The sequence below is a fragment of the Streptomyces litmocidini genome (genome assembly GCF_014649755.1).
Lineage (GTDB): Bacteria > Actinomycetota > Actinomycetes > Streptomycetales > Streptomycetaceae > Streptomyces > Streptomyces litmocidini.
Genome location: NZ_BMTQ01000011.1, coordinates 234327 through 259714, shown reverse-complemented (window position 1 = coordinate 259714; position 25388 = coordinate 234327). Strand labels below are relative to the sequence as shown.

Genomic DNA, 25388 nt, shown 5'->3' with positions numbered 1-25388 from the left:
CTGCCAGCCGTTCCCCCGTGGACAGCCGGAGGGCCCACTCGGAGCCGTTCACCCTAGTGCGACGGTGTGACGGCCGTACCATCGACCCGTCTGCCCCCCGACACGGCGGATCGATGAGAGAAGACTGCCCCACCGCCATAAACGAACGATGAACGGGCAGCTCAGTGGTCAGGCCGCGGCCGTTTCCAGCAGGAGGGCCCGCACCTCTGATTCCTCCGGCGAGCCCAGCTCCACGAAGATGTCGAGGGCCTCCTGCCAGCAGACCCGTGCCCGTCCGTGCTGCCCGATGCCGGACAGCGCGCGCCCCAGAACGACGAGGACCTGCCCACGACGCCACTCGCCGCCCACTCCCCGGAGGATGACCAGGGCCATCTCGGAGTTCGCCGCGGCCTGGGCGTACCGGTGAGCGGCGATGTCCACCTCGGCGATCCGGAAGAGCGACATGCCCTCCCAGAGGCGCTGCCTGCTGTCCTGGAACACTTCGAGGGCCTCGGTGAGCCGCGCCGCGGCTTCGACCAGCTGACCGCTCTGGGTCAGCGCGAGCCCGAGCGCGTAGCGGCCGTTGGCGCCCTTGAGGGAGTGGCCCAGGGCGTCGTACATGTCGGTTCCGCGCTGGGCCAGTTCGACCGCGATGTCCGTCTGTCCCATGGCCAGGTGGATCCGGGAGAGGTTGCACAGGGCGCTGGCCTCGCCGGCCGCGTCGTCACAGGACCGGAACGCCGCCGTCGCCTGGGCGAGGAAGCGCTCTCCGTCGGCGTTCCGGCCCTGGTAGAGAGCCATGATGCCCAGGGCGTTGGCCGCCCAGCACAGCGGAAGACCGTCACCCGTCGCGGAGGCGAGGTCCATCGCCTCGTGGGCGTGGCCGTCGGCCTCGTCGAAGCGGCCCGACACGTGCTGGACGTACGCCAGGGTCAGCGCCGCGCGGCCCTCCGTGCGGACGTCACCCGCCCCGCTCGCCGCCTCCCGCAGCACCGTCGCCACCGCCTCGTACTCCCTGGAGTTCGCGCCCGACTCCGCGAGGTCCAGGGACGCCCACAGGAGGTCCACCCCCCGGCGCAGGGTCGTCGGGGACGAGGCCGACTGGCGGACGCACGCCAGGAGGCAGTTCGCCTCCGCGTACAGCCAGTCCTGGGCCGCGTGGCGGTCCGTGAAGACGAGGCCCTCGTACGAGGTCGGTTCCAGGTGGTCGACCAGCCGGTCGCCGGGGCGCTCGATGGCGTACACCCTCGCCGCCGTCGAGAGGTAGAAGTCCAGGAGGCGCGAGAGCGCCGCCTCCTTCTCCGACGGGCGCTGTTCGTCGCGGTCCGCGCACGCACGCGCGTAGAGCCGGACGAGGTCGTGGTACCGGTAGCGGCCGGGGGCCGCCGATTCCACCAGGGACGTGTCGACCAGGGCCTCCAGGAGGTCCTCCGTGTCCCAGAGGGGCAGGTCCAGGACCGCCGCCGCAGCGGCCAGCGAGATGTCCGGGCCGTCCGCCAGGCCCAGGAGCCGGAAGGCGCGGGCCTGCGCCGGCTCCAGCTGGCCGTAGCCGAGTTCGAAGGTCGCCTTGACGGCCAGGTCGCCCGCCTGGAGCTCGTCCAGGCGGCGCCGCTCGTCCGCCAGCTTCGCCGCCAGGACCGAGACCGTCCACGTCCGCCGCGCCGCCAGGCGGGACGCCGCGATGCGGATCGCCAGCGGGAGGAAGCCGCAGGCCGCGACCACGTCCAGGGCCGCCTCCCGCTCCGACTGCACCCGCTCCTCGCCCACGATCCTCGTGAACAGCTGGAGCGCCTCCTCCGGAGACATCACGTCCAGGTCCACCAGGTGCGCGCCCGCCAGGTCGACCATGCGGATGCGGCTCGTGACCAGGGCCGCGCAGCCCGCCGTGCCGGGGAGCAGGGGGCGGATCTGGGCCGCGTCGCGGGCGTTGTCCAGGAGGACCAGGACCCGGCGGCCGTCGAGCGTCGAGCGGTACAGCGCCGCCCGGTCGTCGAGCGAGTCCGGGATGGCCGAGTCGGGGGTGCCGAGGGCGCGGAGGAAGGACCCGAGGACGGTCTCCGGCGCGGCGGCGCGCGAGCCGGCGCCCTGGAGGTCCACGTACAGCTGGCCGTCCGGGAAGTGCGGCCGGGCCTCGTGGGCGACGTGCACGGCGAGCGTGGTCTTGCCGACGCCGCCGATGCCCGCGAGCGCCGAGACCGCCATGACGGATCCCTCGGCGGTGGCGAGCCGCGTGCCCAGTTCCCGTACGAAGGACGACCGGCCGGTGAAGTCCGGGACCGTCGCCGGGAGCTGGGCGGGGCGGGCCACGGGCGCGGCGGCGGGGGCCGGCTCCTCCACCGGGCGCGCGAGCTCGGCGTCGGCCTGGAGGATGCGCTGCTGGAGCCGGGACAGCTCGGGGGTCGGGTCGACGCCCAGTTCGTCGGCGAGGAGCCGGCGGGTGTCCGCGTACACCGCGAGGGCTTCCGCCTGCCGGCCGCTGCGGTAGAGCGCGAGCATGAGGAGTTCGCGCAGGCGTTCCCGCAGGGGGTGCGCGGCGGTGAGCGCGGTCAGCTCGGAGACGGCCTCCGCGTGCGCGCCGACCTCCAGGTCGATGTCCAGGCGGGTTTCGAGGAGGGTGAGCCGCCACTCCTCCAGGCGGGTCCGCTGGGTCTCGGCGTACGGGCCGGGCACGGAGGCCAGCACCTCGCCGTCCCACAGGTCGAGCGCCTCGGCGAGCCGCGCGCGGGCGCCCGCCCGGTCTCCGGCCGCGCGGAGCTTCTCGGCCTCGGCGGCGAGCTCCTGGGCGGCGGTGACGTCGAGCGCGGCGGCGGGGGTGCGGAGCGCGTAGCCGCCGGACTCGCTGACGAGGACGTCCGGGTCGAGGGCCTTGCGGAGCCGGGAGGCGTACGTACGGACCGCGGCGAGCGCCTGGGAGGGGGGTTCCTCGCCCCAGAGCGCGTCGATCAGCTCGTGCGCGGTGGCGGTGCGGCCGCCGCGGAGGAGCAGCGCGGCGAGCAGGGCGCGCTGCTGCGGGGAGCCGGTGGGGACGGGTTCGCCGTCGCGCCAGGCGCGGACGGGGCCGAGCACCCCGAAGCGGAGCCCTTCGCCGGCCACCTGCCTGGTGCGGGGCGTGTCCGGGGTGCCGGTCTTCTGCGCGGTGCCGGTCGTGTCTCCGCCGCGGGGCGTGTCCGTGGTGCCGGACGTGTCTCCGCCGCGGGGCGCCTTCGTGGTGCCGGACGTGTCTCCGCCGCCGGCCGTGTGCCGGGTCCGGTCGCCGCCGGTGACGGCCGTCCTCCGGCCGTTCCGCTGGGCGGGCACACCGGATCCGGCCTCGGCGTCGTCTCCGCCCGGGAACCGCGCTGGAACTCGCGGCCCGTTCTCACGGTCCATCGCTCCCCCTGCCGCTGCCGCTGGTTTCGCCCAGGACAGTCTGCCTTGTCCGGAGGGAGTCCGTCAGCATCGGGTCGGTCGTTGTGAAGCCGTTGTGCACCGGTGACCCGGTGGTTCCGGCGCCCGACAGCTGACGGCCCGTCAGATCAGCGCTACCGTGAAAGCCATGGAGACCTTCCCGAAGATCATCTCGGTGGACGACCACACCGTGGAGCCCCCGCACGTCTGGCGGGACCGGCTCCCGTCCCGGTACCACGACACCGGACCCCGGATCGTCCGCGCCCCGCTCAAGGAAATGACCTTCCTCGGCGGCAGGTTCGCCCCCGTCATGGGCGACCGGGGGGACGAGGGCCCGATCGGCGACTGGTGGGTGTACGAGGACCTGCACAGACCCCTCACACGGCTCGACACCGCCGTCGGCTACGACCGGGACGAGATACGCCTCGAAGTCATCACGTACGAGCAGATGCGGCCCGGCTCCCACTCCGTGCCGGACCGGCTCGCCGACATGGACGTCAACCACGTCCAGTCCGCGCTCTGCTTCCCCACCTTCCCCCGCTTCTGCGGGCAGACCTTCACCGAGGCGAGCGACCGCGAGCTCGGGCTGCTCTGCGTCCGCGCCTACAACGACTGGACGGTCGAGGAGTGGTGCGGGCCCGAGGCGCGCGGGCGGCTGATCCCGCTCACCCTCATCCCGCTCTGGGATCCCGAGCTCGCCGCCGCCGAGGTCCGCCGCAACGCCGCGCGCGGGGTCCGGGCCGTCGCCTTCTCCGAGATCCCGCCGCACCTCGGCCTCCCCTCGGTCCACACGGACCACTGGGACCCCTTCCTCCGGGCGTGCGACGAGACCGGCACGGTCATCGCGATGCACATCGGCTCCTCCAGCCGCATGCCGTCGACCTCCTCCGACGCGCCGCCGGCCGTCGGCTCCACCATCACCTTCGCGAACTGCTGCTTCTCGATGGTCGACTGGCTGATGAGCGGCAAGTTCGAGCGCTTCCCGAACCTGCGGATCATGTACGCGGAAGGCCAGATCGGCTGGATCCCGTACATCCTGGAGCGCGCCGACGTCGTCTGGGAGGAGAACCGCGCCTGGGGCGGCGTCGCCGACAAGGTCACCCGCCCGCCCTCCGAGCTCTTCGCGGACCACGTCTTCGGCTGCTTCTTCGACGACGCCTTCGGGCTCCGCAACCTCGACGCGATCGGAGCGGGGAACGTCCTGTACGAGACCGACTACCCGCACTCGGACTCCACCTGGCCCAAGTCGAAGGAGGTCGGCGAGACGCAGATGGGCCACCTGCCGGCGGACGTCGTCGAGCGGATCGTCCGCGGCAACGCGATCGAGCTCCTCGGACTGACGCCGGACGGCCTCTGGCGGCCGTAGGGCCCGCCCTCCGGATGCGGCCGGGCCCCCTCCGGAGGGGGCCCGGCCGCATCCGTGCGGGCCCCGCCGTACGCCCCGGTCCGGGCCGCTCGTCGCCCCATCGGCCCAACGAGGCCGCCCCCTGATGGCGTCATGTCATGAGCTGCGCACAAATAGTAGTCAAGTGTGCGTTTCTTGCACATCACGAGACAGCCATGGTGGACGTCCCCCGGGATGTTCACGAACGGAGCCTGTGACATGACCCCCGACCTCCCGCACATCCGACCGGCGGACGACGAGATAGAACCGACCACAGAGCCTCGCCCGGGTCCGTCCCGCCAGCCGCTTGTCTCCTCGTCCCCGGCGTTCGGCACACCCCCCTACCCCGATCGACCGCCCACTTCCCCCGCCGTACCGGTGGGAACGGCGGTTCCGGCCGGCCCGGCGGCCCCGACGGCGCCGGTGCTCCCAGCCGAACCGGAGTCCCCGGCCGGACCGGAGTTCCCGGTCGCCGCGGAGTCCCCGGCCGCCGTGCAGTCTCCGGCCGCCCCGGAGCTTCCGGCCGATCTGCGGTTCCCGGCCGCTCCGAAGTTCCCGGCCGCTCTGAAGTTCCCGGCCGATCCGAAGTTCCCGGTCGGCCCAGAACCTCCAGCCGAGCCGGAGGCGCAGGCCGCCGCGGAGTCCTCGGCCACCCCGGAGTCCTCGACCACCCCGGAAGACCCGGCCACCCCGGAAGACCCGGCCGCTCCTGAGTCGTCGGCCGACCCGATGGCCTCGGCCGGCCCGGAGTCCTCGGCCGGCCCGGAGCCGCAGGTCGCCCAGGAAGCCCCCGAACCCCCGGCCGACCCGCGGCCGCACGCCGCTCCCGAGCCGGCGGCCGCCCACGACGAGACCGGTGACGAAGCGGTGCACACGCTTCTGCGGACGGCGGCGACCGAGCGGCCGGTGGAGGAGGTGGCCGCGCTGGTGGCCCGCCTCCAGGAGACCGGCGAACTCTCCAGTCCCGCGGACGTGGCGCTCCGCGCGGCGGCCGTCACCCGTCCGCTGGACGAGGTGCGCCAGCTGCTCGCGCTGCTGAACGCGTCCGGGTACGACCTCCACCAGGCCGAGACCACGCTGCGCGCCGCGGCGGTGGGCCGGCCGGTCGAGGACGTGGTCCGGCTCGTCGGCATCCTCGGCGCCGACAGCAGCGACTGGCAGAACGCCGCGGGCGGGGACGGCGGGACGCGGCAGGCCGAACCCGCCAGGGAGAAGAAGGGCGAGGGAGCGGCACCGGCCGCCACCGCCCCGAAGCGCGGCCGGGGTGCCAAGGAGCGGAAGTCCGGCCTGGACGGCGCGCTGGCCTCGGGGCCCGGCAGCCACACCGCCTCGCCCGCACTGCGGTCGGCCCTGCGCTGGCCCGCGGCGCTCGCGCTCTTCGCCTGCGGCCTCCTCCACCTGCCGGTGGACCTCGCGGGCCTGCGCTCGGGCGGCGACGCGGAGGCGGTGTCCGCGGTCGTCACCGTGCTCTGCCTTGCGTGCGCGGTGTGGCTCGTGGCCCGGGACACGCTGATCGTCTGGGCCGCCGGCGCGGGCCTCGCCATCGTCGTCATCGCGCTCCACGGAGTCGCGAGCGCGCGCGGCGGCGACCTGCTGGGCACCAGTCTCGCCACCACCTTCGCCTGGGCGAAGGCGCTGGCGCTCCTGAGCGCCGTGGGCATCGTCTGCCTGACCGGATCGGCCCTGGTGCGCCACGCCAGGGCGACCGGCGCGGCGGACAGCACCTGACCCACCGGCGTTCCGAGGACGAAGGCCGTCACCCCGCTCGGGCAGCTCCGCTGCCCGAGCGGGGTGTTTCGGGTCGAGTGGGCGCGTTCCGGGCCGTTCGGGCGGCCGGCTCGCTTCGCGGCTCGCTCCGGATCCCTCCGGCCCGCTCCGGATCCCTCCGGCCCGCTCCGGATCCTTCCGGATCCCTGCGGGGTCCCGGATCCCCCACCCCTTGCCTGATGGTCCGTCAGGTACGAGCATGGGCCTGCTCGATGAAGTGACGGTCCGTCAGTTCAGGGCTGCGTGCCCGGGGCTCAAGGGGGTTTTCCATGGTGGTCTACGGCATGCAGCTGCCGGTCCAGTCGCAGAGCACCCTCTACGCCGAGCCCTGGGAGACGGCCGCGGGTCCGGCGGACCTGCTCGCCGTCGCCCGGGCCGCCGAGGCGCACGGATTCGACTACCTCGCGAGCTGCGACCACGTCGCCGTTCCCCGCCGTCTCGCCGGGCCGATGGGCACCGTCTGGTACGACCCGGTGGCCACGCTCTCCTACCTCGCCGCGGCCACCGAGCGCGTCCGGCTCCTCTCGCACGTCGCCGTCGTCGGCCTGCGCCATCCGCTCGTCACGGCCAAGGCGTACGCGACGCTCGACCACCTCTCCGGCGGCCGCCTGCTCCTCGGGGTCGGCGCCGGGCACGTCCAGGAGGAGTTCGAGGCGCTCGGCGTGGACTTCGCCCGCCGGGGCGCCGTGCTCGACGAGACGGTCGACGCGCTGCGGGCGGCCCTCGGGCCCGAGGAGTACCCGGAGCACGCGGGGGAGCGCTTCGCCTTCAAGGACCTGGGGCAGCTGCCCCGGCCCGCGCAGGAGCGGGTCCCGCTCTGGGTGGGCGGATCCTCCCCGGCCGCCGTGCGCCGGGCCGCGCTCAAGGGCGACGGCTGGCTGCCGCAGGGCGATCCGCGCGAGAAGCTCGCCGGCCAGATCCGGAAGCTGCTGGGGCTCCGCGCGGAGGCCGGGATCGCGGAGCCGATCACCGTCGGCGCGATCACCGAGGCGCTGTACGTCGGCGCGCCCGGCTGGGAGGTCGGCCGGCGGACCCTGAGCGGCCGGCCGGAGGAGCTCGCCGCCTCCCTGCGCGCGTACGGGGAGATGGGCGTGGACCAGATCCAGGTCCGGTTCCGTTCCCGGAGCCGTGCCGAACTCATCGACCAGATGGCGGCCTTCGGCGCGGAGGTCGCCCCCCATCTGTAGGCCTCGTGGACCTGTAGGGAGTGCGGACATGGGAAAGCTCGACGGGAGGGTCGTCCTCGTCACCGGGGCGGCGCGCGGGCAGGGCGAACAGGAGGCACGGCTGTTCGCCGCCGAGGGCGCGAAGGTGGTCCTCGGGGACGTCCTGGACGAGGCCGGCGAGGCGCTGGCCGAGGAGCTGGGGAAGGACCGGGCCGCGTACGTCCACCTGGACGTGACGAGCGAGGGCGACTGGGCGGCGGCCGTGGCTGCGGCCGAGGAGCGCTTCGGGAAGGTCGACGGGCTCGTCAACAACGCGGGGATCCTCCGCTTCAACGAGCTGGTGTCGACGCCGCTGGAGGAGTTCCGGGCGGTCGTCTCGGTCAACCAGACCGGCTGCTTCCTGGGCATCCGGGCGGTCGCGCCGGAGATCGCGGCGGCCGGCGGCGGGACGATCGTCAACACCGCCTCGTACACGGGGCTGACCGGCATGGCGGGGGTCGGCGCCTACGCGGCGACGAAGCACGCGGTCCTGGGGCTCACCCGGGTCGCGGCCCTGGAGCTGGCGGCGAAGGGCATCCGGGTGAACGCCGTCTGCCCCGGTGCGATCGACACCCCCATGAGCAACCCGGAGGGCGTGGACCCGGCGGCCACGGCCGAGCTGTACCGCAAGCTCGTGCCGCTCGGGCGGATCGGCCGGCCGGAGGAGGTGGCGGCCCTGGCGCTCTTCCTGACCGGGGAGGACTCGGCGTACATCACGGGCCAGCCGTTCGTGATCGACGGCGGCTGGCTGGCGGGCGTCAGCCTTTTCTGACGGCTCGTCAGGTATTGACGCTCCCGCACCGCGGTGCGAGAGTCGGGCACATCAAGGAATCTGACGCATCGTCAGAAATGATGAGGACGGTGAACCCCCTTGGAATTCGGGATCTTCGTACAGGGATACGTCGGCAAGCGCGCCGAGACCGATCCCGAAGCCGAGCACAAGGCCCTCATGGAGGAGACCGAGTACGTCATCCAGGCCGACAGGTCCGGCTTCAAGTACGCCTGGGCCTCCGAGCACCACTTCCTGGAGGAGTACTCGCACCTCTCCGCCAACGACGTCTACCTGGGCTACCTCGCCCACGCGACGGAACGGATCCACCTCGGCTCCGGCATCTTCAACCCCCTCGCCCCCGTCAACCACCCGGTCAAGGTCGCCGAGAAGGTGGCGATGCTCGACCACCTCTCCGGCGGACGGTTCGAGTTCGGCTCCGGGCGCGGGGCGGGCTCCCACGAGATCCTCGGGTTCATGCCGGGCATCACCGACATGAACCACACGAAGGAGATCTGGGAGGAGACCATCGCCGAGTTCCCCAAGATGTGGCTCCAGGACGAGTACGCCGGCTTCCAGGGCAAGCACTGGTCGCTGCCGCCCCGCAAGATCCTCCCCAAGCCGTACGGGAAGTCCCACCCCGCCATGTGGTACGCGGCCGGCTCCCCCTCCTCGTACGCCATGGCCGGGAAGATGGGCCTCGGGGTCCTCGGCTTCAGCGTCCAGAAGGTCTCCGACATGGAGTGGGTCGTCGAGTCCTACAAGAACGCGATCAAGGAGGCACGCGCGGTCGGCGACTTCGTCAACGACAACGTCATGGTGACGTCGACGGCGATCTGCGCGGAGACGCACGAGAAGGCGGTCGAGATCGCGGTGGGCGGCGGACTGAACTACCTCCAGTCCCTTCTCTTCCGCTACCACGACACCTTCCCGCGGCCGGAGGGCATCCCGGAGTGGCCGGAGCTGCTGCCCGAGTACTCCGCCGAGATCATCGAACTCCTCATCCAGGAGGAACTGATGATCTGCGGCGACCCGGGCGAGGTCCTGGCCCAGTGCAAGCGGTGGGAGCAGGCGGGCGCCGACCAGCTGTCCTTCGGCCTCCCCATCGGCATCTCCTACGAGGACACGATGAACTCGATCAAGCTGATCGGGGAGCACGTGATCCCGAAGATCGACACGGACCCGGTCCACCGCACGACCCGCATGCGCCGGTCGGCGGGCACCTGACGTCCCGGCGCGGGCCACACCGACTCGACCGCCGCCCCCCCCACGAGGGGCCCGCACCCGCCGGGGCGGCCCCGCTCGCGCGGCCCGCGCCTACGCGGGACCCGTGCCGACCGGGGTGCGCCCCGCGCCCGTGCGAGCCCGCACCCGACGGGCGGTGCCCCTCCCGTCCCCGGCGGGCGGGGCCCGCGGCGGTGGGGCGCTGAAGCGCGGGGTGGCGTCTTCCCGGACCGCCGCCCCGTACCGGCCCCGGCCGGAGGCCGTTCCGCGGCGGCCCCGGTCCGGGGCACACCCACGTCCACGGACGGAGGCCCGGACACCCACGTCCACGGACGGAGGCCCGGACACCCACGTCCACGGACGGAGGCCCGGACACCCACGTCCACGGACGGAGGCCCGGACACCCACGTCCACGGACAGAGGACAGCGGACAGAGAGGGACCGTCATGCTCGACCATCTGATCAAGGGCGCCACCGTCGTGGACGGCACCGGCGCCCCCGCCCGCACCGCCGACGTCGGCATACGTGACGGCCGGATCGTCTTCCCCGAGCAGGGGGCCACGGCGCACACCACCGAGGACGCCACCGGCCTCGTCCTCGCCCCCGGCTTCGTCGACCCGCACACCCACTACGACGCCCAGCTCTTCTGGGACCCGTACGCCACCCCGTCCATGAACCACGGCGTCACCACCGTCGCCGGCGGCAACTGCGGGTTCACGCTCGCTCCGCTCCACCCCGACCGCCCCGAGGACGCCGACTACACGCGCCGGATGATGTCGAAGGTCGAGGGCATGGCCCTCAAGGCCCTGGAGGAGGGCGTCGACTGGAGCTGGTCGTCCTTCGCCGAGTACCTCGACGCCCTCGACGGCCGGATCGCCGTCAACGCCGGCTTCATGGTCGGCCACTGCGCCCTGCGCCGGTACGTGATGGGCGCGGACGCGGTCGGCGGGCAGCCGACGCCCGAGCAGCTGGACCGGATGGTCGGTCTGCTCAAGGAGGCGATGGACGCCGGCGCCTGGGGGCTCTCCACCACCCAGTCCTCGACCCACGCGGACGGCGACGGCGCCCCCGTCGCCTCCCGGTACGCCGCGCCCGCCGAGCTGATCGCCCTGTCGAGGGCCGTCGGCGAGCACGAGGGGACGCAGATCGAGGCGATCCTCGCCGGGTGCCTCGACCAGTTCTCCGACGAGGAGATCGAGCTGTTCGTCGAGATGACCGCCGCCGCCGGGCGGCCCCTCAACTGGAACGTCCTCACCGTCGACGCCGCCGTCCCGGAGCGCGTCCCGCGCCAGCTCACCGCCTCCGAGCGGGCCCGGAAGTCCGGCGGCCGGATCGTGGCGCTCACGATGCCGATCCTCACCCCCATGAACATGTCCCTCGGCACCTTCTGCGCGCTCAACCTCATCCCGGGGTGGGGCGAGGTCCTCGGCCTTCCCGTGCCGGAGCGGATCGCGAAGCTCCGCGACCCGGACGTGCGCGCCGGGATGCTGCGGCGCGCGGACTCGAAGGAGGCCGGGGTCTTCCGGCGGCTCGCGCACTTCGGCCGGTACGTCATCGGGGACACGTACAGCAGGGAGAACGAGGGCCTCACCGGGCGCGTCGTCGGCGACATCGCGGCCGAGCGCGGCCAGGACCCCTTCCAGGCCCTCGTCGAGATCTGCGCCAACGACGACCTGAGGACCGTGCTGTGGCCGATGCCCAGCGACAACGACCCGGCCTCCTGGGCCCTGCGCAGGGAGACCTGGGAGCACGAGGACGTGCTGCTCGGCGGCTCGGACGCGGGCGCGCACCTGGACCGGATGTGCGGCGCCCCGTACACGACCCGCTTCCTCGGGGACTGTCTGCGCGGCCGGAAGCTGGTCCCGCTGGAGCGGGCGGTGAGGATGCTGAGCGACGACCCGGCCCGGCTCTTCGGGCTGCGGGAGCGCGGCCGGATCGCGGAGGGCTTCCACGCCGACCTGGTCCTCTTCGACCCGGAGCGGATCGACGCCGGTCCGGCGACCCTGGTGCACGACCTGCCGGGGGACAGCCCGCGCCTCGACTCGCGGGCGGTCGGGATCGTGTCGGTGCGGGTCAACGGCGTGGAGACGGTACGGGACGACCGGGTGACCGGCGCGATCCCCGGCAAGGTGCTGCGCTCGGGCCGTGACACGAGGACGGTGAGCACGCGATGACCCGGATCGAGCGCCTCTACATCGGGGGGGAGTGGGTCGAGCCCGACGGCGGTCACTACGAGGTGATCGACCCGGCCTCCGAGGAGGTCGTCGGGCTCGCCCCGGAGGCGAGCGGGCAGCAGGTGTACGAGGCGGCCGCCGCCGCCCGCGAGGCCTTCGCGACCTGGTCCCGCACGAGGCCGGAGGAGCGGGCGGCGATCCTCGACCGGGCGGCGGACCTGATGGCCCGGGACGCCGAGGAGAACACGCTCCTCGCCCGGGCCGAGACCGGCGCCACCACCGGCACCGCGCGCGGGATGCAGGTCGCCGTCGGCGTCTCCCGGTTCCGCCGGTACGCGCGCGGGGCGATGGAACCGGTCGAGCGGGCGCTGCCCCCGCAGATCAACGAGGCCGGCCCGATGGGGAGGGCGGGCGTCTTCGGGGCGGTGGCGGTGCGGCGTCCGGTCGGCGTGGTCACCTGCATCACCTCGTACAACAACCCCTGGGCCAACCCGGCCGGCAAGATCGCCCCGGCGCTCGCGATGGGCAACACGGTCGTGGTGAAGCCGGCCCCGCAGGACCCGCTCTCCGTGTACGCGATGACCCGGGCCCTGGAGGAGGCCGGGGTCCCGGCGGGCGTGGTGAACGTCGTCACCGGCTCCGCGCAGGCGGTCGGCGAGGCCGCCGTCGACTCCCCGGACGTCGACATGGTCTCCTTCACCGGCTCCACGGCCGTCGGGCAGGCGATCGGCGAGGTCTGCGGCCGCTCGCTCAAGCGGCAGCTGATGGAACTGGGCGGGAAGGGGGCCGCGCTCGTCTTCGACGACGCCGACCTGGACGCGGCGGTGGCGGGGATCGGGACGACCTTCGCCTTCTACAGCGGGCAGATCTGCACCGCGCCGACCCGGGTGCTGGCCCAGCGCGGGATCTACGAGCGGCTGATCGAGGGGCTGACCGGCCACCTGGCCTTCATGAGGGTGGGGGACCCGGCGGAGAGGGGGACGGTGGTCGGCCCGGTGATCTCGGCGGCGCACCGCGACCGGGTCGAGGCGTACGTGGAGCTCGGGCGGAAGGAAGGGGCGCGGGTCGTCGCGGGCGGCGGGCGTCCGGACTTCGCGAAGGGCTTCTACGTGGCCCCGACGCTGCTGGCCGACTGCACCAACGAGATGCGGGTGGTGCGGGAGGAGATCTTCGGCCCGGTCGTCGTGGTCGTCCCCTTCGACGACGAGGAGGAGGGGGTCGCGCTCGCCAACGACAGCGACTACGGGCTGATCGACTACGTGTGGTCGGGCGACGTGGCCCGCGCGTTCCGCGTCGCGGCCCGGCTGCGGGCCGGCGGGGTGGGGGTGAACACGATCGGCCGGAACATGGAGGCGCCGTTCGGCGGCTTCAAGAAGAGCGGTGTCGGGCGGGACGTGGGCTCGTACGCGCTGCACGCGTACAGCGAGCTCCAGGCGGTCGTCTGGCCGGGGTAGGACCGTCTCGAAAATTTCTTTGGAAAATTTTGAAACGGACATTTGGGGCGCAGCTGCGGTTCCCGCATATCGGACACTCGTCGTCGGGGCTATCGGTTTCCCGGCCCGCTCGGTTGGTCGATCTTTCAATCATCGGCGAGTGTCCGATTCGACCCCCGCAATACAAGGTCATGATCGATCACTTGAGCGGAGCAAGTCCCTCCGGATATGGAAACCGCAGCATTTAACGTCGAGTTCATGACTCAGGTGGACGTGCGGCCGCAGGCCGGAGACACGGCAGGGGGCGTCGACGCCCCGGGAGGCACCCCCGGCGTGCGCACCAAGGGCCTCGGCGGCAACTCCGTGGGCCTCCTCGGCAGTGCCGTCATCGGCATCTCGACCGTCGCCCCCGTCTACTGCCTGACCTCCACGCTCGGCTCCACCGCCGGCGAGGTCGGGCTGCAGATGCCCGCCGTCTTCCTCGCGGGCTTCCTGCCGATGCTGCTCGTCGCGTTCGCCTACCGCGAGCTCAACAAGCGCATGCCGGACTGCGGCACCTCCTTCACCTGGACCGTGAAGGCCTTCGGCCCCAAGGTCGGCTGGATGTGCGGCTGGGGCCTGGTCATCGCGACGATCATCGTGCTGTCCAACCTGGCCGGCGTCGCGACCTCGTACTTCTGGCTGCTCGCCGGGGAGATCAGCGGCAACCCCTCGATCGCCGCCCTGGACGACAACAAGGCCGTCCACATCCTCACCTGCCTCACCCTGATCGCCGCCGCGACCGCGATCAGCTACCGCGGCATGACCGCCACCAAGGGCGTGCAGTACACCCTCGTCGGCCTCCAGCTGGCCGTCCTCGCGGTCTTCGTCGTCATGGCCTTCTCCAAGGCCGGCTCGGTCGACTTCCCGACCGGGGTGAGCTTCTCCTGGTCCTGGCTCAACCCCTTCTCCGTCGGCTCCTTCGCCGCCTTCACCGCAGGCCTCTCGCTGTCGATCTTCATGTACTGGGGCTGGGACACCTGCCTCACGGCCAACGAGGAGACCACCGACAGCGACAAGACCCCGGGCCGCGCCGCGCTCATCTCGATGGTCGTCCTGGTGGGCTCCTACCTGGCCACCGGCGTCGCCGCCCAGATGGTCGTCGGCTCCGGCGACAAGGGCCTCGGCCTCGCCAACCCGGAGACCTCCGACAACGTCTTCGCCGCCCTCGCGGGCCCCGTCATGGGCCCCGTCCTCGGCATCGCGCTCTTCGTGGCCGTCCTCGCCTCCGCCGCCGCGAGCCTGCAGACCACCTTCATCCCGGTCGCCCGCACGGTCCTCGCCATGTCCAGCTACGAGGCGCTGCCGCCGTCCTTCGCCCGGGTCCACCCCGTCTTCAAGGTCCCCGGCAAGGCCACGATCGTGGCCGGCGTCGCCACCGGCGTCTTCTACACCGTGATGACCCTGGTCAGCGAGAACGTCCTGGTCGACACCATCTACGCGCTCGGCCTGATGATCTGCTTCTACTACGCGCTGACGGCCTTCGCCTGCGTCTGGTTCTTCCGCGCCGAGCTCTTCCGCTCCGCCCGCGACCTCGCCTTCAAGGGCGTGATCCCGTTCCTCGGCGGCCTGATGCTGACCGCCGTCTTCGGCAAGACGCTCTACGACATGTGGGACCCGGCCTACGGCTCCGGCTCCTCGGTCCTCGGCGTCGGCTCGGTCTTCGTGATCGGCGTCGGCCTGCTGCTCCTCGGCGTGGTGATCATGCTGGTCATGCAGCGCAGGAGCCCCGCGTTCTTCCGCGGCGAGGTCCTCACCAAGGAGACCCCGGCGCTGGTGGTCGAGGACTGACGCCCTCCCGGGGCGTCCCGGAAACGCGAAGGCGGCGGGCCCGTGGGGGGCCAGCCGCCTTCGGCGTTCTCCGTACCGGTCAGTGGCGGCCGGGCAGCAGGCGTTCCACCGCCGCGTTGGCGGGCGGCAGGCCGGGTGCGCCGGCCGGCCTCGCCTTGGGGGTCAGGACGCCGCTGAGCGGGACGACCGAGGGAAGGTTCATGCCGCCGGTGTCGGCGGCCGCGGTCCCGGCGGCCGCGCCGGCGGCACCGGCGGCGGCGAAGACGGTCAGGGCGGCTGCGGTGAGGATCCTCTTCATGCCCGCTCCAACGCGGACGACACAGCTCCGGTTACGACCGCGGGCCGCCCCGCCCCTCGCGACGGCCATCCGGCCGCGCCTCGCGACGGCCATCCGGTCGCCCCTCGCGACGGCTACCAGGTCGCGCCGGCCGGCTGCCGGGTCGTCGCGTTGACTCGGTTGAAGAGGTTGGTGAGCCCGAGCCACAGCACGAGCTGCGCCAGCTGCTTCTCGTCGTAGTGCCGGGCCGCCTCGTCCCACACCGCGTCCGGCACGGCGTCCGGGCGGTCCGCGAGCCGGGTCGCGTACTCGGCGAGGGCCAGCGCCGCCCGCTCCTCCTCCGTGAAGTACGGGGTCTCCCGCCAGGCCGCGACGGCGTGCAGCCGCTCGTCCGTCTCGCCCTCCTTCCGCGACTTCAGGGCCCCGCCGACCACGCAGTACCCGCAGCCGTTGATCTGGCTCGCCCGGAGGTGGACCAGGTCGAGGGTGGTGGCGGGCACGTCGCCGCCCGACTGGACGGTCTTGACGAGCTGGAGGATCGCCGGCATGGCCCCGGGCAGGACGGCGGCGGGGTTGGGCATGCGTGCGGACACGAAGGACTCCTCGGGATGCGTACGGGTGTCGGGAAGCGGACCGGGCGCTGCGCCCCGGCCGTGCGAGGGCGTCGGGCCGATGGTCAGAACCCCGCGCCCGCCGGCTGCCGGACGGTGACGTTGAGCCGGTTGAACAGGTTGGTGACGGCCACCATCAGCACGATCGCGGCGAGCTGCTTCTCGTCGAAGTGGTCGGCGGCCGCGTCCCACACCTCGTCCGGCACCGCGTCCGAGACGTCGGCGAGCCGGGTCGCGGCCTCGGCGAGGGCGAGGGCCGCGCGCTCCTCGTCGGAGAAGTAGGGCGCCTCGCGCCAGGCCGCGACCGCGAACAGCTTCTCGTCGCCGACGCCGTTCTTCCTGGCGCTCTTGGCGCCGTAGTCGACGCAGAAGCCGCAGTTGTTGATCTGGCTGGCCCGCAGGTGCACCAGCTCCAGGATCGACTCGTCGACCCCGCCCTGACGGGTGGCCTTGATCAGGTTCTGGATCGCCGGACCCGCGTCGGCCAGGACGTGGGCGGGGTTGGTCATGCGGGCCTGGGGCGTGTGCGCCATGGTGAGCACTCCTCGTTCTCCGTCGCTCGTGCGTCGCTTTCACCGCACTGACGGACCGCGCGCCGAGGATGTGACACGACCGGAGAACTTTTCCGGGATTCTTTTCGGCCCCCGTGCTCAGCCCCCCGTGATCAGGCCCCCGTGCTCAGCCCCCCCCGTGATCAGGCCCCGCGATCAGGCCTCCGCGATCAGGGCGGTCGCCACCGTGCGGAAGCCGAGCCGGCCGTAGAGCCGGGCCACGTCCGCGTCCGAGGCCGTGAGGAACACGAGCTCCGCGCCGTGGGCGCGGGCGTCCGCGACGAGCGCGGCCGTGACCGCGAGCCCGAGGCCCCGGCGCCGCGCCGCCGGGACGGTGCCGACGCCGACGACCTCGGAGACGCCCCCGACGGGCTGGTGCTGGCCGGCCGAGAGGGCGCTCCCGGTGGCGTCCAGGGCCGCGGCGAGCCGGGTCAGGCCCGCCGTGAGGCGCTGCGCGACCTGGGCGGTGCTGCCGGGCTGCGGCTCCGCCCCGAAGGCGGCGTACGGGGCGGCGACGGCGCTCTCCAGGGCGGAGTCGTCGGCGCCCACCATCCGTACGGTGACGTCCTCGGGCTCCGGCACGGCGAGGGGCTCGCCCTCCAGGACCATCAGGGGGTGCTCGTGCACAGTGAGGCCGGTCGCCTCCACGGCGGCCCGCAGCCCCGGGGTCGTCTCCGCCACCCACTCGAAGGCCTCGGGGACCCCCAGCTCCCGCTGCCGGGCCCGCACCTCCTCCACGGCCCCGGGGGACACCTGGCCCCGGTGCCCGAGCGCCGGGCGGGCGTAGTAGGGCCAGCCCCCTCCCTCCCGTACGAAGAGGGTCAGCGGCCCGAAGTCCTCGGCGCGGGCGGCGGAGCGGGGGACGGCGTCGTAGTACGTCTCGATTCGGTTCAGCACCCGGACACGGTAGGGGGCGGTGCGGGAAGCCGCAGGCGGTTTTCGAACGGACCGGAGGGAACCGCCGGATCCCTCGCCGCGCCGCTCGTCGCACCCCTCGGAAATCCGCGCCCCACGCCCTACCGTTCCGCTATGCGGATCTCGACCACGATCTTCCTGACCGACGAGACCATCGGCCCCGTACGGCTCGCGCGCGAGCTGGAGCGGCGCGGCTTCGCGGGGCTCTACCTCCCCGAGCACACCCACATCCCCGTCTCCCGCGAGACGCCCTACCCGGCGGGCGGGGAACTGCCCCGGGAGTACGCCCGGACGCTCGACCCGCTCGTGGCCCTGGGACAGGCCGCGGCCGTCACCGAACGCCTCGGCCTCGGCACCGGCATCACCCTGATCACCCAGCACGACCCGATCGTGCTCGCCAAGCAGGTCGCCACCCTCGACCACCTCTCCGGGGGCCGGTTCACCCTGGGCGTCGGCGTCGGCTGGAACCGGGAGGAGGCCGCCGACCACGGCGTCGACTGGCCCACCCGCCGCGAGCTCGGCCGCGAGCGCCTCGACCTGATGCGGGCCCTGTGGGCACCCGGACCGACCGCGTACGAGGGGGAGCACGGCGACTCCGTACGGGCCTCGGAGGCCTGGCCCAAGCCGGCCGGCGGCGCCCCGCGCGTCCTCCTGGGCGGCGCGGCGGGCCCGAAGCTCTTCGCGCAGGTCGCCGCGCAGGCCGACGGCTGGATGCCGATCGGCGGCCGGGGCCTGGCGGAGTCCCTCCCCGTCCTCCGCGAGGCCTGGGAGGAGGCCGGCCGCGCCCCGGAGGCCCTCCGGATCGTCCCGTACGCGGTCCTCCCGAACCCCGGCAAGATCGCCCACTACGAGGAGCTGGGCTGCGACGAGGTGGTCCTCCAACTCCCGCCGGGCGACGAGTCGGAGGTCCTGACCGTCCTGGACGCGTACGCGCGCTACCTCTGAGCCTCTCCGGGGAGCGGCCGGTTCGGGTTCCTGCGGGGACCCGAACCGCTGTGCCGGGGAGCGCTCGTATGCTCGGTTCATGACGGATCACCAGGCAGGACGACCCACCGAGAACGCCATGCGCCGCGCCCTGAAGCGGGCCAGGGACGGGGTCGCGCTCGATGTCGCCGAGGCCGCCGTGCTGCTGCGGGCGCGGGGGGAGGACCTGGCGGATCTGGTGGCGTCCGCGGGGCGCGTGCGGGACGCCGGTCTGGAGGCGGCCGGACGGCCGGGGGTCGTCACGTACTCGAAGAGCGTGTTCATACCGCTCACCCGGCTCTGCCGGGACAAGTGCCACTACTGCACGTTCGTCACCGTCCCGGGCAAGCTGCGCCGGGACGGACACGGGATGTTCATGTCGCCGGACGAGGTCCTCGACGTCGCCCGCCGCGGCGCCGAGGCGGGCTGCAAGGAGGCCCTGATCACCCTCGGCGACAAGCCCGAGGACCGCTGGCCCGAGGCCCGCGAGTGGCTCGACGCCCACGGGTACGACGACACCGTCGCGTACGTGCGGGCCATGGCGATCCGCATCCTGGAGGAGACGGGGCTCCTGCCCCACCTCAACCCCGGAGTCCTGTCCTGGACCGACTTCCAGCGCCTCAAGCCCGTCGCGCCCTCCATGGGCATGATGCTGGAGACGACCGCGACCCGCCTCTGGTCCGAGCCCGGCGGCCCCCACCACGGGTCCCCCGACAAGGAACCGGCCGTGCGCCTGCGGGTCCTGGAGGACGCGGGACGCTCCTCCGTCCCCTTCACCTCGGGGCTGCTGCTCGGCATCGGGGAGACCCCGGAGGAGCGGGCCGAGTCCCTCTTCGCGCTGCGCCGGATCGCGCGCGCGTACCACTCGATCCAGGAACTGATCATCCAGAACTTCCGCGCCAAGCCGGACACGGCGATGCGCGGGATGCCGGACGCCGAACTCGACGACCTCGTCGCCACCGTCGCCGTCGCCCGGCTCATCATGGGACCCTCCGCCTGCCTCCAGGCCCCGCCGAACCTCGTCGACTCGGAGTACGAACGGCTGATCGCCGCCGGCATCGACGACTGGGGCGGCGTCTCCCCGCTCACCATCGACCACGTCAACCCCGAGCGCCCCTGGCCGAAGATCGACGAACTGGCCGCCCGGTCGCGGGCCGCCGGCTTCGAACTGCGCGAACGACTCTGCGTGTACCCGGAGTTCGTGCGGCGCGGTGAACCCTGGCTCGACCCCCGGCTCCTCCCGCACGTCCGCGCCCTCGCCGACCCCGAGACCGGCCTCGCGAACCCCGACGCGCCCGTCCGCGGCCTGCCCTGGCAGGAGCCCGACGAGGCCTTCACCGCCACCGGCCGCACGGACCTGCACACCGCCATCGACACCGAGGGCCGCACGTCCGACCGGCGCGAGGACTTCGACGACGTGTACGGGGACTGGGAGGCTCTCCGCGAGGCCGCCGCCCCCGGCATGGTCCCCGAGCGCGTCGACGCCGACGTCCGCGAGGCGCTCAGCACGGCCGCCGACGACCCGACGAGGCTCACCGACGCCCAGGCGCTCGCCCTGCTGCACGCGGACGGCCCCGCGCTCGACGCCCTGACCCGCATCGCGGACGACGTCCGCGCCTCGGCGGTCGGCGACGAGGTCACGTACATCGTCACCCGCAACATCAACTTCACCAACGTCTGCTACACCGGCTGCCGTTTCTGCGCCTTCGCCCAGCGGCGCACCGACGCCGACGCGTACACGCTGTCGCTGGACCAGGTCGCGGACCGCGCCCAGCAGGCCTGGGACGTCGGCGCCGTCGAGGTCTGCATGCAGGGCGGCATCCACCCCGACCTGCCCGGCACGGCCTACTTCGACATCGCGCGCGCGGTGAAGGAACGGGTCCCCGGGATGCACGTGCACGCCTTCTCGCCGATGGAGGTCGTCAACGGCGCCTCCCGCACGGGCCTCTCCCTCCGGGAATGGCTCACGGCGGCGAAGGAGGCGGGCCTCGACTCGATCCCCGGCACGGCGGCGGAGATCCTGGACGACGAGGTCCGCTGGGTGCTGACGAAGGGCAAGCTGCCGACGGCGACGTGGATCGAGGTCGTCAGGACGGCCCACGAGCTGGGCATCCGCTCCAGCTCGACGATGATGTACGGGCACGTCGACCAGCCCCGGCACTGGCTCGGCCACTTCCGCACGCTCTCCCGCATCCAGCAGGAGACCGGTGGCTTCACCGAGTTCGTGACCCTCCCCTTCATCCACACCAACGCACCCGTCTACCTGGCGGGCATCGCCCGCCCGGGCCCGACGGTCCGCGACAACCGCGCGGTGACGGCCATGGCCCGCCTCCTCCTCCACCCCTGGATCCCCCACATCCAGACCAGCTGGGTGAAGCTGGGCGCGGAGGGCGCGGCCGAGATGCTCCGCTCGGGCGCGAACGACCTGGGCGGGACGCTGATGGAGGAGACCATCTCCCGGATGGCGGGCTCCGGTTACGGCTCGTACCGCTCGATCCGCGACCTGGAGGCGATCGCGGAGGCGGCGGGGCGGCCGGCCCGTCCCCGGACGACGCTGTACGGCGAGGTGCCGGAGGAACGCCGCCACACGGCGAGGTCCTCGGACGGCCACCTCCCGAAACTCCTGCCGGTCCTGCCCCAGCAGTAGCCCCCGAACCGAGCCCCCACCGCACAAGCCCCACGCTCGACCGCGCGGCACCCCTGTTCGCGCGGGGCCCGCGCCCTGCGGGGCGATGCCCCTCCCGCACCCTCCCGTGTGGGCAATCGTCCCGCTGGGCGGGACGGGTGGGCACACGGGACGGCGCCCTGAGCGGCGCCTCCGCGTTCCGGGCCCCGACCCGCACCACGTCGTGCGGCGCACGTTCCGGTGCGGGTCCAGGCGCGGGAGCCTCGGGCGCCGGCAAGGGGCGCCGTCCGTTGTGCCCACCCTCCCCCGAGCTCTCGGCTCCGTTCGAGCAGGGGGACCCCCTCGCCCCAGCGGAACGACCGCCCACAACGGCGGGGCGCGGGCCCCCAACGGGGCGGGGCGCGAGGGGCGGGCAACGCGGTCAAACGGGGCCTGAAGGGCGTCCGATCACATAACGTTCCGGGCCCCGAACGCGCGTACCCGGTCCATTACAGTGCTGCGCAGACCGCTCGACGGGGGGAGGGCACGACGTGGCCACGACAGCCGCGGCCGTGTGGGGCCGCGCCGAACAGCAGGACTTCCGGGCCCGCGTCAGGGGCTGCCTGCTCGGCGGAGCCCTCGGTGACGCGCTCGGCGCGCCCGCCGACGGGCACACCCTCGCCGGGCTCCGCGAGGCCCACGGACCTGACGGACTCACGGACCCGGCGTTCGCCTTCGGCCGCCGCGGCGCCGTCACCGCCGCGACCCAGATGGCCCTGTTCACCGTGGACGGCCTCATCAGGGCCCAGGTCCGCCGGGACACGGGCGCCTGGCACCCGCCCACCGACGTGCACCGGGCCCATCTGCGCTGGGCGGCCACCCAGCGCGACTGGGGCCCGGACGAGCGCCGCAAGGACAACGGCTGGCTGGCCCGTGAGGAGTGGCTCTACGCCCGCCGCAACCCGCCCCGCGCCTGCCTCACCGGCCTCGGCGACGAGGTCCTCGGCACGCTCGACCGGCCGAAGAACCCGGACGCGCGGGACGCCGGGGCCCTGCCCCGCTCCGCCCCCTTCGGGCTGCTCGTCGGCTGGGAGCCGCAGCTCGTGTGCCAGCTGGCGGTGGAGTGCGCGGCGCAGACGCACGGCGCCCCGGAGGCGGGCCTCGCGGCGGGCGCCTTCGCGGTCACCGTCCACGGCCTCGCGCGCGGCGGCTCGGTGGAGGCGGCGGTGGCCCGTGCCCTGGAGCAGCTCGCGGTGCGCCCCGGCCACGAGCCGGTCACCGAGGCGCTGAGGGCCGCGCTGACCGCCGTACGGGAGGGGGCGCCGGACGCGGACCGGGTGACGGCCCTCGGGGCCGGCGAGGACCGGGCCGAGGGGCAGTTGGCGGCGGCGGTCTACTGCGCCCTGGTCGGCGAGGACGTACGGCACGGGTTGCGGCTCGCGGTGAACCACGACGGGCCTTCGTCGGTGACGGGCGCGCTCACGGGAGCGCTGCTCGGTGCCCTGCACGGCGAGACGGCCCTCCCGCCGGCCTGGCTGGCCGAGCTGGAGGGGCGCCCGACGGTCCTGGAGCTCGCGGACGACTTCGCGATGGAGATGACGCAGGGGGCCGCCCTGCACGGTGCGACGGAGTCCTCCCCGGGCTGGCTGGCCCGTTACCCGAGGGGCTGATCCGTCCGGCGCCCTGCTGCGCGGGGACCGCGTCGCCGTCCGACCCGACCCGACCCGACCCGATCCGATCCGTGACGTGGGAGGTGACGCCGTAGGTGCGGGCGATGCCCGCGTGTCCGGTGAACACGACGGCGCTGTGGCCCGACATGGGGCGGGAGGTGCCGGAGAGCCGGCAGGGCGTCCGGCCGCCGGCGGTGATGAGGTCGGAGACGGTGTCCACGCGTTCGTGGGACCGGACGCCGATCGCGACCATGACGCCGAAGCAGCCGATGAGCACGGCCCGGTCGAGACGGTTCACCGCGCCCTCCATGAGGCCCGGTCCGCCTTGTGAACGCGGTCCATGGTGTGGGGAGCCGTGAGGCACCGGCCCTGTGGAGACGGGCCAAGGGGCAGCAAGACCTTTCGCTTCACCGGCCTTTTCCACGGACATGAACCTGCCGCCTCGCCGCCTCGCCGGGGAGGCGGCTCAGCGCATCAGCTCCCCGGCGTTGACCAGCAGCGACTGCCCCGTGATGGCCCGCGCCCGGTCCGAGGCGAGGAAGACCGCCGCCTCCGCCACGTCCCCGTCCGTCGCGAGCTCGGGCAGCGCCATCCGTTCGGTGAGGCGGGCGAGCACCTCGGCCTCCGGCACTCCCTCGGCGTGCGCGGCGAACTGCACGTACGCCTGGACCGGCGGCCCCCACATCCAGCCCGGCAGCACGGTGTTGACCCGGATCCGGTGCGGTCCCAGCTCGTGCGCGAGCGAGTACATGGCCGAGGTCAGCGCCCCCTTCGAGGCCGCGTACGCCGCCTGCCGCACCTGCGAGGGCGCGGCGACCGCCGACTGCGTCCCGATCAGCACCACCGAACCGCCGCGCTCCTTCAGGGCGGGCAGGCAGGCCCGGGTCATCCGCAGCGTGCCGAGCAGGTTGACGTCGAGCACCCCCTGCCAGGTCCCGAAGTCCGCGTCCTCCAGGCCTCCGAAGTAGGAGTCCCACGCGGCGACGTGGACGACCGCGTCGATCCCGCCGAAGCGCTCGACGGCGAGCGCGGCGAGGGCCTCGCACTGCTCCTCGTCGGTGATGTCCGTGACCCGGTACGCGGTGCTGCGGCCCTCCGGGTCGATCTCCGTCGCGGACTTGGCGAGGTTGGCCTCGGTGCGGGCGCCGAGGACCGCGTTGCCCCCGTCCCGCACCACCGTCTCCGCGATCCGGTGTCCGAGCCCGGCACCGACCCCCGACACGACGACCGTCTTCCCCTGGAGCGGCATCCGGACCTCCTCGACCCTGGCCATGTATCTGACGGTCCGTCAGAGTAGGTGTCCGTCACCGACAAGGGAAGACACGGGAAGGGGTACGAGAGTGAGCGAGGAGACCCGCAGCGAGACGTACGCGGAACTGGCGGCCGTCGGCCCGTACGGGGTCCGCCCCGGCCACGCGCTGATCACCATGGTCGAACCGCACCCGGGCCACGAGTACGCCTACAACCGCTGGTACGAGGACGACCACTACTACGCGGGCGCCATGGCCATGCCCTGGATGTACGCCGGCCGGCGCTGGGTCGCCACCCGTGAGCTCCAGGAGCTGCGGCGCCCGGAGAAGTCCGCGGTCGCCCGGCCGGTCACCGCCGGGTGCTACCTCTCCACGTACTGGATCACCGAGGGCCGCTACGACGACCACATGAAGTGGACCGTCGGCATCAACAAGCGGCTCAACCGCGACGCCCGCGTCCACCACGAGCGCACCCACGTCTTCACCTCGTTCCAGGACCACGAGGCGACCGTCTACCGCGACGGAGCGGCCGGCCCGCGCGACTTCCACGCCCTCGACCACCCCTACGCCGGTCTGGTCCTCCAGGTGATCGACGCCGAGGGCCCGGAGGAGCGGACGGCCCTGCTCGACCGCCTCCGCGCCCACGACCTGCCCCGCCGCCTCGCCGGCTCACCGGCGGCGCTGGTGACGCTCTTCCGCCCGACCCCGCTGCCCGGCGACCGCATGACGTACGTGAAGCAGGTCGAGGGCGTCGACACCCGGCTGACCCTGCTCTGGTTCCTGGAACAGGACCCCCGCGCGTGCTGGACGGAACACTTCGCGGACCTGGATTCCCTCGGAGGCCCCGGCGGGCGGGTGGAACTGGTCGCGCCCTTCGTCCCGACGATCCCGGGCACGGACCGCTACGTGGACGAGCTGCGCTGACCCGGCGGCCGACCCGGCGGCCGAGGGGGCAGCGGACTTCGCAGCCGACTCCGCGCGGGCAGAAGCCGAGCCCCCTCGGCCAGGACGGCGGACCGGTCGAGAGGGCTCTTCTCGTACTGCCGGCGACGGCGTGCGCGCACCGGGGCTCAGAGGGCCCCGTTGCTCACCTGGCCGACGAAGGCGTTCCACGATCCCGGACCGAAAGAGAGGGACGGGCCCTCGGGCGCCTTGGAGTCCCGCACCGCGATCGCGGCCATGACGGGGGACTTCACTTCGACACAGGCCCCGTTCCCGCCCGAGTACGAGGACTTCGTCCAGGTGTCCGTACCACCCTGAATAATCGCCATGCTGCTCACTCCGGTTCTGCCGAGTAGTGTGTCGCGCCAACGTTCTTGATGGCGTGATCGACGCTACTCGCCGGTCCCGTCCGGCGGGACCGGCGTTCACACGTCCGAGTGGCATATTCCAAC

19 protein-coding genes and 1 pseudogene are annotated in these 25388 nt (G+C 73.3%); 12 read left to right on the top strand and 8 right to left on the bottom strand.

Annotated elements, in window-relative coordinates:
* Positions 1-168: 168 nt before the first annotated feature.
* Positions 169-3348: an SARP-family global regulator AfsR gene (gene afsR / locus IE180_RS23830; RefSeq protein WP_373302816.1), complete on the bottom strand. Its 3180-nt coding sequence runs from the start codon at positions 3346-3348 to the stop codon at positions 169-171.
* Positions 3349-3514: 166 nt separating this feature from the next.
* On the opposite strand from afsR, the gene IE180_RS23825 reads away from it, so the two are divergent.
* The 8 genes from IE180_RS23825 to IE180_RS23790 all read left to right on the top strand — a co-directional run bounded on the left by IE180_RS23825 (position 3515) and on the right by IE180_RS23790 (position 15152).
* Complete coding sequence (locus IE180_RS23825; protein WP_190158970.1) at positions 3515-4732, top strand: amidohydrolase family protein; 1218 nt, start codon at positions 3515-3517, stop codon at positions 4730-4732.
* 441 nt (positions 4733-5173) lie between these two features.
* Positions 5174-6478, top strand: a complete 1305-nt coding sequence (locus tag IE180_RS36665; RefSeq protein ID WP_229860788.1) for a hypothetical protein — start codon at positions 5174-5176, stop codon at positions 6476-6478.
* Positions 6479-6786: 308 nt separating this feature from the next.
* The gene (locus IE180_RS23815; protein ID WP_190158969.1) at positions 6787-7704 is read left to right on the top strand and encodes a TIGR03619 family F420-dependent LLM class oxidoreductase; all 918 of its coding nucleotides are present in this window, start codon (positions 6787-6789) and stop codon (positions 7702-7704) included.
* 28 nt (positions 7705-7732) lie between these two features.
* Complete coding sequence (locus IE180_RS23810) at positions 7733-8494, top strand: SDR family NAD(P)-dependent oxidoreductase (RefSeq protein ID WP_190158968.1); 762 nt, start codon at positions 7733-7735, stop codon at positions 8492-8494.
* A 99-nt stretch (positions 8495-8593) separates the two neighbouring features.
* Entirely contained in the window at positions 8594-9718 is a 1125-nt protein-coding gene (locus IE180_RS23805; protein ID WP_190158967.1) for an LLM class flavin-dependent oxidoreductase, read from the top strand.
* Positions 9719-10161: 443 nt separating this feature from the next.
* Complete coding sequence (locus tag IE180_RS23800; RefSeq protein WP_190158966.1) at positions 10162-11889, top strand: N-acyl-D-amino-acid deacylase family protein; 1728 nt, start codon at positions 10162-10164, stop codon at positions 11887-11889.
* Entirely contained in the window at positions 11886-13343 is a 1458-nt protein-coding gene (locus tag IE180_RS23795) for an aldehyde dehydrogenase family protein (RefSeq protein ID WP_190158965.1), read from the top strand. The genes IE180_RS23800 and IE180_RS23795 overlap by 4 nt, the downstream gene beginning before the upstream one ends.
* A gap of 237 nt (positions 13344-13580) precedes the next feature.
* Positions 13581-15152, top strand: coding sequence for an APC family permease (locus IE180_RS23790; RefSeq protein ID WP_190158964.1), 1572 nt, complete (start codon positions 13581-13583; stop codon positions 15150-15152).
* A gap of 79 nt (positions 15153-15231) precedes the next feature.
* Here the strand turns inward: IE180_RS23790 and IE180_RS23785 are convergent, their stop codons facing one another.
* From IE180_RS23785 to IE180_RS23770, 4 genes are all read right to left on the bottom strand, one after another.
* On the bottom strand, positions 15232-15450 hold the full coding sequence (locus IE180_RS23785) for a hypothetical protein (RefSeq protein ID WP_190158963.1): 219 nt from the start codon (positions 15448-15450) through the stop codon (positions 15232-15234).
* Positions 15451-15563: 113 nt separating this feature from the next.
* Complete coding sequence (locus IE180_RS23780) at positions 15564-16022, bottom strand: carboxymuconolactone decarboxylase family protein (protein ID WP_190158962.1); 459 nt, start codon at positions 16020-16022, stop codon at positions 15564-15566.
* An 83-nt stretch (positions 16023-16105) separates the two neighbouring features.
* Positions 16106-16573 (bottom strand): carboxymuconolactone decarboxylase family protein, encoded by a 468-nt coding sequence (locus IE180_RS23775; protein ID WP_190158961.1) that lies wholly within the window; start codon positions 16571-16573, stop codon positions 16106-16108.
* A gap of 174 nt (positions 16574-16747) precedes the next feature.
* The gene (locus IE180_RS23770; RefSeq protein WP_190158960.1) at positions 16748-17488 is read right to left on the bottom strand and encodes a GNAT family N-acetyltransferase; all 741 of its coding nucleotides are present in this window, start codon (positions 17486-17488) and stop codon (positions 16748-16750) included.
* A gap of 132 nt (positions 17489-17620) precedes the next feature.
* Here IE180_RS23770 and IE180_RS23765 point away from each other — a divergent pair, with 132 nt between their 5' ends.
* From IE180_RS23765 to IE180_RS23755, 3 genes are all read left to right on the top strand, one after another.
* Entirely contained in the window at positions 17621-18451 is an 831-nt protein-coding gene (locus tag IE180_RS23765; RefSeq protein WP_190158959.1) for an LLM class F420-dependent oxidoreductase, read from the top strand.
* Positions 18452-18530: 79 nt separating this feature from the next.
* On the top strand, positions 18531-21116 hold the full coding sequence (locus IE180_RS23760; protein ID WP_190158958.1) for a bifunctional FO biosynthesis protein CofGH: 2586 nt from the start codon (positions 18531-18533) through the stop codon (positions 21114-21116).
* Positions 21117-21625: 509 nt separating this feature from the next.
* Positions 21626-22744: an ADP-ribosylglycohydrolase family protein gene (locus IE180_RS23755; protein WP_190158957.1), complete on the top strand. Its 1119-nt coding sequence runs from the start codon at positions 21626-21628 to the stop codon at positions 22742-22744.
* A gap of 70 nt (positions 22745-22814) precedes the next feature.
* On the opposite strand, the pseudogene IE180_RS36660 reads toward IE180_RS23755, so the two are convergent.
* Both IE180_RS36660 and IE180_RS23750 read right to left on the bottom strand, forming a co-directional pair.
* Positions 22815-23042: pseudogene (locus IE180_RS36660) on the bottom strand (Na+:solute symporter); the annotation flags it as partial.
* 168 nt (positions 23043-23210) lie between these two features.
* Entirely contained in the window at positions 23211-23993 is a 783-nt protein-coding gene (locus IE180_RS23750) for an SDR family oxidoreductase (RefSeq protein ID WP_190159003.1), read from the bottom strand.
* Between the two features lie 91 nt (positions 23994-24084).
* Here IE180_RS23750 and IE180_RS23745 point away from each other — a divergent pair, with 91 nt between their 5' ends.
* The gene (locus IE180_RS23745) at positions 24085-24918 is read left to right on the top strand and encodes a hypothetical protein (protein ID WP_190158956.1); all 834 of its coding nucleotides are present in this window, start codon (positions 24085-24087) and stop codon (positions 24916-24918) included.
* Between the two features lie 146 nt (positions 24919-25064).
* On the opposite strand, the gene IE180_RS23740 is transcribed toward IE180_RS23745, so the two are convergent.
* Complete coding sequence (locus IE180_RS23740) at positions 25065-25265, bottom strand: DUF397 domain-containing protein (RefSeq protein ID WP_190158955.1); 201 nt, start codon at positions 25263-25265, stop codon at positions 25065-25067.
* Positions 25266-25388 lie beyond the last annotated feature (123 nt).